Source organism: Veillonella sp. CHU110 (genome assembly GCF_003992255.1).
GTDB lineage: Bacteria > Bacillota > Negativicutes > Veillonellales > Veillonellaceae > F0422.
Genome location: NZ_RQVA01000002.1, coordinates 25042 through 39904, shown reverse-complemented (window position 1 = coordinate 39904; position 14863 = coordinate 25042). Strand labels below are relative to the sequence as shown.

Below are 14863 nucleotides of genomic sequence, written 5' to 3'. Positions count from 1 at the left end.
TCATCTCAGGGTATTTCTCTACATTAGATAAACCTAGATGAGCAGGACATGTTCCGGAGCAAACCTACCGTAGGATCAGTTTGTGAAGGAATATGTCCTGCTCATCCCTTTGCCAAAGTCAAGATAAAGTCCCGAGATGGAATAGAATAGAAAAGACTCCTATGGGATGATCCCCATAAGAGTCTTTTCGTCTTGCAGTATGTTGTCATGCTTAGATGACTATATAATAACTTCGTTCAGCAGCAAACCAACTTACACATTCGCTGACTCACCGGAGTTGAAGTTACTAACTAAATTATTCCGGCTTTTTAAATTTTGGAGATGTTGGACATGTTTCAGGAGTCACGTCTTTACGAGCCCCTAAGTCACCGCTACGATCTACATACGTAGTATGTAATAATTCATGAGCAATATGTCCTAATGGTTTTTCCAAGAAATTAGCGTATGCATCTTTAATCTCAGGGTTTTCATAAGAAGAACGAAGCTTCATGTTGGAATCCCAATTATAAAGACCATCGATACGCTCACCTTTTACTTTATTAGCAACTGGTAATTTTGCACGTGGTTGTCCACCACCGCCGATACAGCCACCTGGGCATGCCATCATTTCGATGAAGTCATATGTTTTACCAGATTCTTTCAATTCGTTCAAGAACTCACGGATATTTTTACCGCCATGACAAACAGCCACATTAATAGTATGTCCACCGATTTCTACGGTTGCTTCTTTCACACCGTCCATACCACGCACATCTGTTAAGTTAAGAAGTGGAGCTGGAGATGGTTCGTCACCAGTGATGAATTTGTAGGATGCACGCATCGCTGCTTCCATAACACCACCAGTATTACCGAAGATAACGCCGCCACCAGTCGCAGCACCGATGAATTTATCGTATGCAGAGTCTTCTACTGCGGCAAAATCTAATTCTGCTTCACGAATCCATTGTGCAAATTCACGTGTAGTGATGCAGATATCTGTATCTGGACCTAAGTCTTCACCACTGTAACGAGATGCGTTATTTTGCTCAGGACGACGAATTTCTGCTTTTTTAGCAGTACAAGGAGCTACGGATACGGATACAATTTTCTTAGGATCAATGTTCATATTTTTTGCAAAATATGTTTTGACCATAGCAGATTCCATAGCGATACAGCTACGAGCTGAAGAAATATGAGGTACATATTCTGGGAAGAATGTTTCACAGAATTTTACCCATGCTGGACAACAGCTAGTAAATTGTGGTAATGGACCTGTGCCATGTAATTTACGTTCTAACAATTCGTTCGCTTCTTCCATGATAGTTAAGTCAGCACCGAAGTTAGTATCTACTACATAGTCAGCACCTAACGCACGAAGAGCGCCTACCATTTTACCTTCTTGGTATGTACCAGGCTCAAATCCAAATTCTTCACCGATAGATACACGAACAGCTGGAGCTGTTTGGATAACTACAATTTTCTCTGGATCTGCAATGGCTTCTTTTACTTTATCTAATTCTGTACGTTCGTACATTGCACCGAATGGGCAAATCACCGCACATTGACCACATTGGATACAAATAGGATTGTCTCCTGTTGCTTCCAAATCATAATAGTCAAGTACGCTCATAGTGTCAGCACATGCTTTACGACAAAGAGTACAGTTCTTACATTTTTCTAAATCGTGAATAATCGCCACATTATCCTCAGCAATTGGGGCACGGCGATCAAGATGTTGGAATCGACTTTCGAAACTCATTATTATGCACCTCACATAGTGTAAACAATACTAGTTATGTATTCATTAACTTTCCGTCATATTATAACAAATAATTGGCTTTGTGAAAAGAAATCTATACGCCATTTATTTTGCTATTCTTTTAAGTTCTAAATAAATTTTACACATCCATTGATTATGTACATTTATATCATTTTTATGTTACTTTTATCACACATGTAGATTTTTATTACATATTTTTCATTTTATATCTTTCAAAATCCATATACCCCAAGAACTACTAGGATTTCGCCTATTCATGCAGAAAACAGGAGAGTTTCCCCTCCTGTTTCTATGTTATTTCAATTCAAATAACGGAACATTTTTAGCTTGGTCTCCCAATGCTGTTTGTGTGAAAGTAGTAATAAACTGTTGTACTGCCAAAGTCGGTGTCAAACGCCCCTCGATGACAGCATCTTCAATACCACCTCGACAAGCTACAATTTCTGGAGCTCGATAGAACAAGTTTTGCAAATGTTCTTCCACCATGGAATATACCCATGATAAAGTTTGATCACGGCGACGCGCTTGTAGCACTCCATTGCCTTGACATTGTTCCATGAATTTTTCGATAACACCTTGCCACAATTCCATGATGCCATCCCCTGTGTAAGCAGAGCATGTGTACGCATGGGTTGTCCATTGTTCCGTGGCATCGCGAATGAACCATAAAATACGTTCGTATTCTTGGCGCGTCACTTTGGCACGTTGCAAGTTATCCCCATCGGCCTTATTAACAACGATGGCATCTGCCAATTCCATAACACCTTTTTTCATACCTTGTAATTCGTCGCCAGCACCAGTCAATACAACGAGTAAGAAGAAGTCTACCATGGAACGTACTGTAGTTTCACTTTGACCTACCCCTACGGTTTCTACAAGAATCGTATCATACCCTGCCGCTTCACATAACAGCAAGGTTTCTCTACTTTTACGAGTCAAACCGCCCAAGGTCCCTCCTGATGGAGATGGACGAATGAATGCATTCGGCTCCCGTGACAATTGTTCCATCCGCGTTTTATCCCCTAGGATAGAACCACCTGTCACTGTACTCGATGGATCCACCGCAAGAACAGCCACTTTATGACCGTTTTGACATAGCTTTGTACCTAGTGCTTCAATCAAGGTCGATTTACCAGCCCCAGGCACCCCTGTAATCCCTACACGAGTAGATTTACCTGTGTACGGTAACAAACGTTGGATGACTTGTTGTGCCATTTCAAAATGGGCTGCTGCATTACTTTCAATTAATGTGATAGCACGGGATAAAATCATCCGATTACCAGCCAGTACCCCTTCCACATAGTCATCAACGGTCAGTTTTTTCCGTTTTACTACTTTAGGAGCTACCGGTTTTTGTGGTGCATGGGTATGTGCATCCATCCCATCATGACCACCGTCCACGCCACGCATAACACGGCATGCAAATTTATCATCTTTCTCCTCAGGAACCCAAGAAGGCTTATAGGTATCATCACTCATAAGACACCCTCCTTTCACCGATTCGAATATGACCGATTATTCTTCCTCTTCTAGACGTTCTTCTAACAATTCAAGTACTTTTTTAGCACACACTGGAATGATGGTACCAGGTCCGAAGATGGCTGCTGCACCATGCTCATAGAGATAATCATAATCTTGAGCTGGGATAACACCACCGATAACAACCATAATATCTTCACGGCCTAATTTTTTAAGTTCTTCACATAATTGTGGCATCAATGTTTTATGACCTGCTGCTAAGGAACTCATACCTACGATATGTACGTCATTATCTACCGCATCTTTTGCTGCTTCTTCTGGAGTTTGGAATAGAGGTCCGATATCTACGTCATAGCCCATATCTGCGAAGGCTGTAGAAATTACCTTAGCTCCGCGGTCGTGACCATCTTGACCCATTTTCGCTACGAAAATACGAGGACGGCGACCATGTTTTTCTTCAAATTTTTCAGTCATGCTGCGTACTTCTGTGATTACATCGTCATCGCTGAATTCGCTGCTGTATACACCGGAAATAGAGCGAATGATCGCTTTATGACGGCCGCATACTTTTTCAACTGCATCAGAGATTTCACCTTTAGAGGCACGAGCACGAGCTGCTTCTACGGCTAATTCAAGCAAGTTTCCTTCTCCTGTTTCCATCGCTTTTGTAATGGCATCCAAACAGCTACGTACTTTGTCATTGTCACGATTAGCACGCAATGTTTTCAATCGTTCAATCTGTGCCAAGCGTACAGCTGTATTGTCTACTTCCAAGATATCTAATGGATCTTCTTTATCAAGGCGTAAGTAGTTAACACCGACGATTTTTTCACTACCGGAGTCAATGTGCGCTTGGCGACGAGCTGCCGCTTCTTCAATACGCATTTTTGGAAGACCTGTATCAATCGCTTTAGACATACCGCCTAAAGCTTCAACTTCTTGGATATGAGCCCAAGCTTTGCGGATTAATTGGTTAGTCAAGAATTCTACATAGTAAGAACCGCCCCATGGATCGATAACTTTACATACGTTTGTTTCATCTTGAATATACAACTGCGTATTACGAGCAATACGAGCCGAGAAATCTGTAGGCAATGCAATCGCTTCGTCAAGCGCGTTCGTATGCAAGGATTGCGTATGACCCAAGGCTGCTGCCATCGCTTCGATACATGTACGAGTGATGTTATTGAATGGATCTTGTTCTGTTAAAGACCAACCAGATGTTTGGGAGTGCGTACGCAATGCCATAGATTTAACATTTTTTGGACCAAAGGATTTAACAATTTTAGCCCATAGCATACGGCCTGCACGCATTTTAGCGATTTCCATGAAGTAGTTTTTACCCATCGCCCAGAAGAAGGATAAGCGCGGTGCGAATTGGTCAACTGTAAGGCCCGCTGCCACACCTGTACGCAAGTATTCCAAACCATCGGCCAATGTGTAACCTAATTCAATATCCGCTGTAGCGCCTGCTTCTTGCATATGGTAACCGGAAATGGAAATACTGTTGAATTTAGGCATGTATTTAGATGTATAGGCAAAGATATCACCGATAATACGCATAGAAGCTGCTGGTGGATAAATGTAAGTATTACGCACCATGAACTCTTTCAAGATATCATTTTGGATCGTACCTGCCATAACGGATTTATCTACACCTTGTTCTTCACCAGCTAAGATATAGAAAGCCATAACTGGTAACACGGCGCCATTCATTGTCATAGATACAGACATTTGGTCCAATGGAATACCAGAGAACAAAATTTCCATATCCAAGATAGAGTCTACCGCAACGCCGGCTTTACCAACGTCACCAACTACACGAGGGTGATCAGAGTCGTAACCACGGTGAGTAGCCAAGTCGAAGGCGATAGACAAACCTTTTTGACCAGCCGCTAAGTTACGACGGTAAAAGGCATTGGATTCTTCCGCTGTGGAGAAACCTGCGTACTGACGTACTGTCCAAGGACGTTGTACATACATCGTACCGTATGGTCCGCGAAGATACGGAGGAATACCCGCTACGTATTGTAAATGGTTACATTGATCATAAATTGAGGAATCATACACTGGACCTACATCAATTTGTTCCATAGTACGAATGAAGTTTTCATCATAGGATTTACCGGTTTCAGCTTTTAACTGCTCTTTCCAAGCATCTAAGTCAGAAGATTTTGGGCTAGCCGGAGTAAAAGGAATATTTCTAAAATCTGGAATCATTTACATCATTCCTTTCTCGCGTTGCATTGCTAATAATGTTTGATAGCAATTGGAGCGTACACTAATATAATCATCCATACCTGCTGCATCGCAAAGTTCTTTTAACTCTGCAGATGGAGCCCCTGCCAAGAATACTTTCATAGCTGGGCGAGCGGCTTTGATTGCTTTTGTCACTGCTGGTGCCAATTCTGGATATGTATCGTCAGTAGAACATACGATTGTCACATCTGCATTCGATGCTAAGGCAGCTGCTACTGCTTCGTCTACAGTTGGGAATCCATCATTGGTAAGCACGTCAAATTCAGCTACTTGCATGAAAGAAGTAACGAAGTCCGCTCTCGCTTTATGTTGTGGAATTGGTCCCATGTTAGCCAAGAAGATCTTAACATTTTCCCCATTATGTGTTTCTTTGAAAGTTTCAGTGCGCATACGTAATTCTTCGTATTGTTCTGTCCAACGATGAGATAGAATTGCTTTCACTGTCACACCTTCACTGCCATCTGCTAAGGCTGCAAAAACTTGACCAAAGCTAGCGCCTGCTACTAATGCAGTATACGCAGCACTTACCAAAGAACCTAGTTCACTGAAATCAGATTCTTGTAATTTTTTAAGAGCCAATTCTGCTGCATCTGCAGTGCCTACATTAGCTAATACTGCTACGCGAGCTTGGCGTAAACCTTCAAAATCCACCACTGGCACTTCTAATAATTCTTCTGTCATGTTAGGATACATATTACTACCTACAGCACGGTCTTTACGGGTAGCCAAGTTTTTAAAGCGGCTTTGTAAAATAGCATCTACAGCTTCTTGTGTTTCACCAGATACTAATGTTTCTAAAATGCCACCTTTTCCTTCTAATTCTTGGAATAGTGCCCAAGATTTTTCAGTCAATTCTTGTGTTAATGGTTCAAGGTACCAACTACCACCTGCTGGGTCAACTGGTTGAATGAAGTTGAACTCTTGTTGCTCCATAATTTGGATGTTACGAGCAATACGGCGAGAGAATTCATCACTTGGACGAATACATCCATCAAGAGGTCGTACGAACATGCCATCCATACCACCTACTACAGCAGAGAAGGATTGAGAGCCTGCACGCAACAAGTTTACATATGGATCGAATACAGTTTGTGTGAAGTGAGATGTACTTACGAATAAGTTAATTTTCTTCGCTTCTTCATCACCGCCACAATGTTCAATAATTTGCGCCCAAACCATTTTAATAGCACGTAATTTAGCAATTTCCATAAAGAAATTAGCCCCTACGCTTACATGGAAACGAATTTGTTTCGCAAATGTATTGACATCAATACCACGGCGTTCCATAGCACGTAAATATGTCACGGCTGTGGACATAGCAAACCCTAATTCTTGTACGTCATTACCGCCACCATTATGATATACATCTGTATCGACAAGAACTGTCCGTAATTGTGGCGCATGTGCATTAGCCCATGCAATAGTATGTGCCATATCATCGAAATATTCATCCATAGGGCGTGGTAAATGTCCATCTTGTGCCAAAGTACCAATTGGATCTGCCCCAATCATACCGGACAAGGATTTCACATCCACCCCTTGAGATTCGCAAAGTGCATGTAATGCAGCCGCCCAGCATACACTACTAGCGCCTGTACGAATATCTAATTCTTTTATTGTTAAATCCATGCCTTTTAACAACGCTTCTATTTCTTCTATAGTGGACAAGGATACCCCTACGTCAGCTACGTCTTTAGCATCAGCTGTCGTAGCATCTTGTCCTTTTCGAGTAGCACTATCTAACGTAAAGCTGATAGCTGTGCTACCTTTATCTAATTCAAATTGTAACATGTCATGCATGTCAGCAATTGTTTTTCCATCACAACGTTGTGCAATTGTCCAAGGTTTGTGGATGTATCCACTGGCTTTCGCTCCCCGCAAATTGCTATCGCGACCAGGATATGTCAAGTTTTGAGTCAATCCTTCTTGGTCGCTCAACCAATACATTGGTTGTAAAGTAATTCCTTCATATGTTTTTGTAAACATACTTTTTTGGAAATCTTTTCCTTTTAAGATACCTTCTACCGTCGTTTTCCAGTCCTCATAGGTAGGGATAGAAAACTCATCAAACGATACATCTGGTAACTCAAACTGTTCTTCGTGAACTTGTGGTTCATGATGCTTGTCTTGTCCCATAGTCTAGCTTCCTTTCTTTGACCACACAGGCATACGTTCCCTTATACAAACCATATATACTATATATTTTCGTGACACTATAGGACTCTAACCGTTTATATAATACACTTGCAGCTCAATAAAAATAAAATAAACAATTACACGTTGGGTATACCCTACCCAATCCTATGGCGCACAACCTTACATAGCTTCTTTGTAAAAGATACAACTATAGTACCTTCTAAAAAAGAAAAACCGTCTTCAATAGAAGACGGTGGTTATGACTTAGCGTATGCACTTAGCGCAAAACCATCTCTACCCGTCTCTCGCGGATCTAACGACATGCTTCTTACGGCAGTTCTTCTGACTCAGGATCTTCGCTACGCTTCGCCTTCCCAGTTTCCCAGTGACGTTTCATGAAGTTTCGCTCCCCTTTACAGCGGCGGGACCGTGTTGGCTTTTCACCAAGCTTCCCTATTAAGCCTTGCGGCACCAGTAAGGCAAATATAAAGTTATACTTTGATTATAAACTGTTTTGTAAAAGAATAGAACGGTCTTTATGAACTATAACTAAATTTCACCATCGCATAACATGAGGTTATTAATTCGTTAACAATCGCTATATATATTCTAGAACTATCATCAATTTTAAAGCAGTTACCAAGCATATCTCCGCAAAACTAATATAGGTCTCACCAACATATTACCATCTGTTATTGTATGTATTAAAAATAATTATTTTCAAAATACAAGAACTCAATCAATATTATGAACTTTCTTTCAATTAATGCTATAATAATAAAAAGTATATTTTCTTATAGTAAGGAGGCCCCATTATGCAACCACAGTTTTATCCATTTTTTAACGAGCTAACACCTGAACAAAAAAATTATGTTACATTAAAACTAAGTAGTGAAAAAGAATCTTTAATCGCCTATATTTGTTTCTTTTTATTAGGCGCTCATTATTTCTATGTTGGTCGTCCCTTAACCAATATTTTATACTACATTACTCTTGGTGGGTTTGGTATATGGGCTCTCATCGATCTTTTCCGTATCCCTTCCATTGTAAAAGAATATAATACTAACTATACAATCCGTGTGATTGAAGAAGCTAAATTATTATATCCAAGTAATCCAGGATTCCAAGGTGGCTACCAAAACTACCAAGGATAGTAATTCATCAGAAATTATATCTATATATTAAAAAGGATACTGAACAACTTTCGTTCAGTATCCTTTTCTTTCTATTGCTTTATGTATTATGCAGAGTATTATTTCTTCTTCTCTTCAATAATCTCAAAGCCATAGTTTCGAATATGCTCTTTCAGCAATTCTAAATATTTTTTTGCAATCGCACTCGGTTCCAACATATGTGGCATCAAGTAGCCCATTGTCATCGTGTCTTCTACATCAAGAGGAATCGCAATAATTTTGTCATCATTTAGCTCACGACTCAAAATACCTGAACTAATCGTATATCCATTTAAACCAACCATCAAATTAAAAATCGTAGCTCGATCTGATACTTTGATGGTCATTTTTCTATCTAATGTACTCAAAATTTCTTCTGAAAAATAGAACGAATTATCTTCTCCCTGATCATAACTCAAATACGGGAAGTCTTCTAAGTCTTCTAGTGTAATCTTTTCTTGATTAGCTAATGGATGCTCTCTACATAAGAACACATGTGGCTCCGCTTCAAACAGAGGATGAAATGTTAACTTATATTCTTTGAATAATTTTTCCATAACTTGACGGTTGAAGTTATTTAAATACAAGATTCCTATTTCACTTTTAAAGGTAGCCAAGTCTTCAAAAATATTTTGCGTTTCTGTTTCTCTTAATCCAAATTGATATTCATCTGTATCAACACTTTTAATTAACTCTACAAAAGCATGGACTACAAAAGCATAGTGCTGAGCCGAAATAAAGAAATGTTCCTTTCTCTTTGTGTTGGATTTATATCGTTCTTCTAATAGTTGAATTTGATCTAATACTTGGCGAGCATATATCATAAACTCTCGACCATCATGGGTCAAAGTAACACCAGATTTTGTCCGCAATAATAGTTGAACACCCATTTCATGTTCTAACTCTTTAATCGCATTGGACAAACTTGGTTGCGATAAGTATAACTCCTTAGCCGCTTCATTAATAGATCCTTTCTCTGCAATTTTTTCTAAATATTGTAATTGTTGTATTCTCATTGTGTTTTGCCTTTTCTATATCTATTCATGAAGTTCTATACATACAAGGTTCCTGTATGAAAGTAAACAAAACCTAACGAATAAAGTCCGTTACTTTACACGTTAGGTACATCATTGTATAACTTAATTTTCTGCGCCTAATGGCATCTTTGACTATTGATTTTTTTAGTATATACATAATACAAAAAATAATACCTACCGTCAAGATATATTTTAAAATATGTGACAAAATACGTCTATCTACTAGTATCTGTGGCATAAAATTAGCTGTATATAATATCCTTATTAATTATAGTTTTAAGCTATATCAATTCATATATATTAAGAATTGGTCTATATACGTAAAAATTGGTATGATAGACCATATTGATTACAAGAAAGGACATCAGCCATGAGCGAATCTATACAACAAAAACGACCAACCTTATCATACGAAATATTTCCTCCCAACACACAAGTGGGGGACGAAAAAATTATTACTGTCCTAGATGAGCTAAAAAGCTTAAAACCAGAATTTATTTCTGTTACTTGCAGTAATAAACAACGTAACATTGAAGAAACAACCATAAAACTATCTAATTATGTACAAAACACATTGCACATTCCTACGAAAGCACATTTACCAGCTATCTATTTGTCAAAAGAACAAGTGAAATCTGTTATAGATAGACTCGATGAACTTGGCATTCACAAACTATTAGCTCTTCGTGGCGACATTCTAGAAGACTTACCACCCGTTGGTGATTTCAAATATGCTACAGAGCTTGTACATTTCGTCAAGGAATATGCACCTCACTTTCAAATCTCAGGTGCTTGCTATCCAGAAGTACATCCAGATTCACCGAGTCAACTTCAAGATATTAAATACTTAAAAGAAAAAGTAGATGCTGGTTGTGAATTATTAGTGACACAGTTCTTCTTAGATAACAATGTATTCTACGAGTTCCAAGAAAAATGTGCTCTCGCAGGTATCGAGGCACCTATCTTAGCTGGGGTAATGCCAATCATCAACCGCAATCAAGCATTGCGCTTACTTACATCTAATGCAACCGCTATTCCACGCAAATTCAAAGCGATTTTAGATAAATATGAGCACGATCCTATCGCTCTTCGTGATGCCGGCCTTGCCTACGCATTAAATCAAATCGTAGACTTGGTAACCGAAGGTGTCTCTGGTATTCATTTATATACTATGAATCAATCCAATACAGCTCTATACATTGAACAAGCAGCTCGTTCCTTATTTAGCTCTCCTGTTTATGAAAGCCAATAAATAGGATTATTACCATAGTTTTTATACACCTATCATACATACAAAATATTGCAAGGATGCTCTATGTAGTTCCTCTCGTCAAGAGAAAGCCCTACATAGAGCATCCTTATATTGCTTTATTAGCATATTCTTTTTTATTGAGATCTACAACCCCATTCATATATGGAATATCCGTCTATTTAAATATAATGCCGTGGTACCCGTTCTGAAAAGTTACAGAAGATTTCATACGGAATAGTTCCCACTAAATAGGCTAATTCCAAAGCGGTAATACTTTCTTGCCCTTGTTTTCCCAATAGCACTACACTATCACCTGGTGAAACCTGAATATGGTTCGGGACTTTCACCATAAATTGATCCATGCATATACGCCCTACAATCGGGCATCGTGTTCCATGAATGAGTACAGACCCTTTATTAGACAAAGCCCTCGGGTATCCATCGGCATATCCTACAGGAATGGTTGCAATCGTTTCTTCTCCCGTCGTTGTATACGTACTACCGTACCCGATAGAAGCCCCTTTTTGTAAGTGTTGAACATGAACGACTTTACTATATAAACTTAAGGCTGGTTTTAACCCTAAGCGATTGGGTACATCCATAGATGGCATGATCCCATACTGAATAATCCCCGGCCTAGCATCATTAAATAAACTATCTCTTACTGCTAACAATCCTGCACTGTTAGCCAAAGAAAACCGATACGCCTCATCTCGATGAGCTCGAATCGTTTCTACCACTTGTCTAAACTGTTCCACTTGAAAGTTAGCATGACTTTGATCCGCAGCATCACCATTTGCTAAATGTGAGAAGAACCCATCTACACGAAGATACTCATAAGATTCTACACGTTCTAAAAATGCTAGTACATCCTGTGGTTTGCTTCCGATGCGATGCATACCTGTATCAACTGCAATGGCACATTCTACTATTGTTTCATGCCTTTTGGCACATTCATTAAGTGCCTCTAGGTCAGTAGACTCGCAAATTGCAGGCCTAGAGTTTCCCTCAATAACTAAATCAAAGGACTGCGGTAAGGTCAGCCCTAGCAAATAGATAGGCACAGTAATCCCTGCTGCGCGCAATGGTATCGCTTCTTCTGGAAAGGCTACCGCTAATGATTCATAACCTTCTTCAACGGCAATACGCCCTACCATGACACTACCATGACCATAGGCATTAGCCTTTACGACGGCAGTGCTCGTACACCATTCTGGTAAACAATCTTTAATTTTTCGTAAATTACTTCGTATTTGTGCTGTATCTATTTCTACATATGTAGGTCTCACAACTTCACCCTCTTGTTCTTAGTCTAGTACAGGTTACCTATACCAAGGTTCCTAATCATATTCTATCACATTTAAGTCAATTATCTCTACAAAAAGGACTGACATTAGAATCATATACTTTCGATTCCTTGTCAGCCCTTGTATATACTATATAGTTATGTATCTTTCATATCCAGTATGATATCTGTTATGGCATATTGAATGGCCATACCATAGGAATGATCACTAAACTTACGATAAAGCATACAACAATCAGTGGCGTGCCAGCTTTCACGTAGTCCATAAATTTATAATTCCCTGGCGTCAACACAATCGTATTCGGTGGTGTACCCACTGGCGTAGCAAATGCACAAGAGGCCGCTACACCTATGGCCATTAATACTGCATGTGGACTGGCACCCATAGCTTGTGCAATCGAAATACCAATAGGAGCCAATAATGCACAAGATGCTGTATTAGACATAAATTGTGTTAATACACAGGATAGCAAGAATAAAATAGCTGTTGCAAAGTACGGACTAGGATTATCTCCCATAATATCCACCACAGCGTGAGCAATCATTTGACCTGCACCAGAATCATTCATTGCAGAAGCTACAGGCATCATGCCTGCAAATAAGAAAATTGTTACCCAATCTATAGATTGATACGCTTGTTTTTCTTTCAAACAACCAGTCAATACCGCTAATACAGCGCCAATGATGGCTGCCAAATGTAAAGGCACATCAATGCCGATTTTTTTCAATGTTGTAGACAATGCCATGAATAGAACAACACCAATCAAGATGATACCGGAGTACCACATTTTTTTAGGATCATTCGAAATATCATTAGCATCGACCTCTTGTGCAACTTCAGCTTTTGCATTTCCATCATGAGAAGGAAGGAAATGTTTACCAATAGTCACCATATATAGCATGAAGGCGATTGTCAAAGGAATCCCTATCCATGCAAATTCAAAGAATCCAAATTGAGGAAGTTTAGCTTGCCCTAAGGCACCATTAATAATAATATTTGGTGGTGTACCTACTAGTGTAATAATACCACCAATGCCCGCCGCAAATGCCATCGGCATTAATTGACGAGATGCAGGAATCTTAGCAGATGCACATATACCAATTACAACTGGCAATAAAGCTGCTGCTGTTCCCGTATTAGAAAGAACAGAGGACATAAATGCAGTGACAAGCATTAAGGCAATCATAAGTCCATTTTCACTATTGCCTGCTTTTTTTACCACTGTAATACCAATTTTTTGAGCTAAACCTGTATGAAACAAGGCTGCTCCAATAATAAACATACCAGCAAATAAGACTACTGTACTATCGGATAAACCGCTAAATACTTGTTTCATAGGTATAACACCTAATAAGCCAAGTGCCATAGCACCTCCGATAGAGGTAATTGCAAGAGGTATAATTTCCGTTACAAATAGTAAGGCCATGATACCCAGTACAATTAAGGTCAGTACAGCCGGATCCATAAGAATCAACTCCTTTCCATTCAAAATGTGCCTAATATCGAATGTTTAATATATCACAATACTGTCCATATAATATAGGAAGATATACCGATCAAGCACAACATGATGGTCGTCACTCCATACCCTTCTACTGTACAAGGGTACCCGAAATGTAACCATTCTCCTAGTACTCCACGACGGAGAAAAAAACTATAGGTGGTTCGTTTCTGAAACCATTTTGATTTCCGTTCTTCACCTATGAGGAGTGCGGTACAAATACAAATAAAAAGCGCCATACAAATGCACGTAAATACCTTTGCTTCATCTGATAGTATCATGATTCCACCTCATGGAGAATAAAAATAAATACAAGATTACGTGTTATGTAAAGCGCATACCAACTATATATTTCTCATATGAATTCATAGTCATCCTGCCATATTTGTAACAAGCCTAGGTAACACTAAGTATTACCTAGGCATAGTACAATCATATATATAGTAGGCATATTCATTCCTACTACTGATGTAAATGGCGATACTACAAATCACATTGCGTATATCACCAGTTAAGCTTTGATTAGCCTAATACAACTAAAGCATCGCCAGTTGCTACTGTTTGGTTAGCTGCTACACGAACTTCAGCTACTGTTGCATCATGTGGTGCAACGATTTCGTTTTGCATTTTCATAGCTTCTAAGATACAAAGAACATCGCCTTTTTTAACTGCTTGGCCAGCTGTAACAGCTACGGACAAGATTTTACCAGGCATTGGACAATCAACAGTTTGAGCACCTGCTGGAACTGGAGCTGCCGCTGCTGCTGGAGCCGCTGCTGGAGCTGCTTTAGGAGCTGGAGCTGCAGCTTTAGGAGCTGGAGCTGCTACTGGAGCCGCGCCACCAACTTCGTTTACTTCTACTTCATATACTGTACCGTTAACTGTAACATTGAACTTTTTCATTATAACTTCCTCCTGAATTACCTATTTGTAATGAAATTATTTCATAAGCTGAGCTAGC

10 protein-coding genes and 1 riboswitch are annotated in these 14863 nt (G+C 39.4%); of the genes, 2 read left to right on the top strand and 8 right to left on the bottom strand.

Annotated elements, in window-relative coordinates:
• Positions 1–295 precede the first annotated feature (295 nt).
• The 4 genes from EO122_RS00995 to EO122_RS00980 form a co-directional block, all read right to left on the bottom strand.
• Complete coding sequence (locus EO122_RS00995; RefSeq protein ID WP_127008981.1) at positions 296–1738, bottom strand: [FeFe] hydrogenase, group A; 1443 nt, start codon at positions 1736–1738, stop codon at positions 296–298.
• Between the two features lie 315 nt (positions 1739–2053).
• On the bottom strand, positions 2054–3238 hold the full coding sequence (meaB, locus tag EO122_RS00990; RefSeq protein WP_127008980.1) for a methylmalonyl Co-A mutase-associated GTPase MeaB: 1185 nt from the start codon (positions 3236–3238) through the stop codon (positions 2054–2056).
• Positions 3239–3274: 36 nt separating this feature from the next.
• Positions 3275–5458, bottom strand: coding sequence for a methylmalonyl-CoA mutase (scpA, locus tag EO122_RS00985; protein ID WP_126937583.1), 2184 nt, complete (start codon positions 5456–5458; stop codon positions 3275–3277).
• Positions 5459–7633: a methylmalonyl-CoA mutase family protein gene (locus EO122_RS00980; RefSeq protein WP_127008979.1), complete on the bottom strand. Its 2175-nt coding sequence runs from the start codon at positions 7631–7633 to the stop codon at positions 5459–5461.
• Positions 7634–7947: 314 nt separating this feature from the next.
• Positions 7948–8124: riboswitch (cobalamin riboswitch) on the bottom strand.
• Between the two features lie 324 nt (positions 8125–8448).
• Between EO122_RS00980 and EO122_RS00975 the strand changes: the two genes are divergently transcribed.
• On the top strand, positions 8449–8787 hold the full coding sequence (locus EO122_RS00975; protein ID WP_127008978.1) for a TM2 domain-containing protein: 339 nt from the start codon (positions 8449–8451) through the stop codon (positions 8785–8787).
• Positions 8788–8885: 98 nt separating this feature from the next.
• Here EO122_RS00975 and EO122_RS00970 read toward each other — a convergent pair whose 3' ends face one another.
• On the bottom strand, positions 8886–9821 hold the full coding sequence (locus EO122_RS00970) for a LysR family transcriptional regulator (protein ID WP_126937580.1): 936 nt from the start codon (positions 9819–9821) through the stop codon (positions 8886–8888).
• 391 nt (positions 9822–10212) lie between these two features.
• On the opposite strand from EO122_RS00970, the gene metF reads away from it, so the two are divergent.
• Positions 10213–11094, top strand: coding sequence for a methylenetetrahydrofolate reductase [NAD(P)H] (gene metF, locus EO122_RS00965; RefSeq protein ID WP_126937579.1), 882 nt, complete (start codon positions 10213–10215; stop codon positions 11092–11094).
• Between the two features lie 179 nt (positions 11095–11273).
• On the opposite strand, the gene alr is transcribed toward metF, so the two are convergent.
• From alr to EO122_RS00945, 3 genes are all read right to left on the bottom strand, one after another.
• Entirely contained in the window at positions 11274–12383 is a 1110-nt protein-coding gene (alr, locus tag EO122_RS00960) for an alanine racemase (RefSeq protein ID WP_127008977.1), read from the bottom strand.
• Positions 12384–12570: 187 nt separating this feature from the next.
• On the bottom strand, positions 12571–13866 hold the full coding sequence (locus EO122_RS00955; protein ID WP_127008976.1) for an SLC13 family permease: 1296 nt from the start codon (positions 13864–13866) through the stop codon (positions 12571–12573).
• Between the two features lie 558 nt (positions 13867–14424).
• Positions 14425–14805 carry a biotin/lipoyl-containing protein gene (locus EO122_RS00945; RefSeq protein WP_127008974.1) on the bottom strand — a complete coding sequence of 127 codons (381 nt, stop codon included), beginning with the start codon at positions 14803–14805 and terminating at the stop codon, positions 14425–14427.
• Positions 14806–14863: the final 58 nt, after the last annotated feature.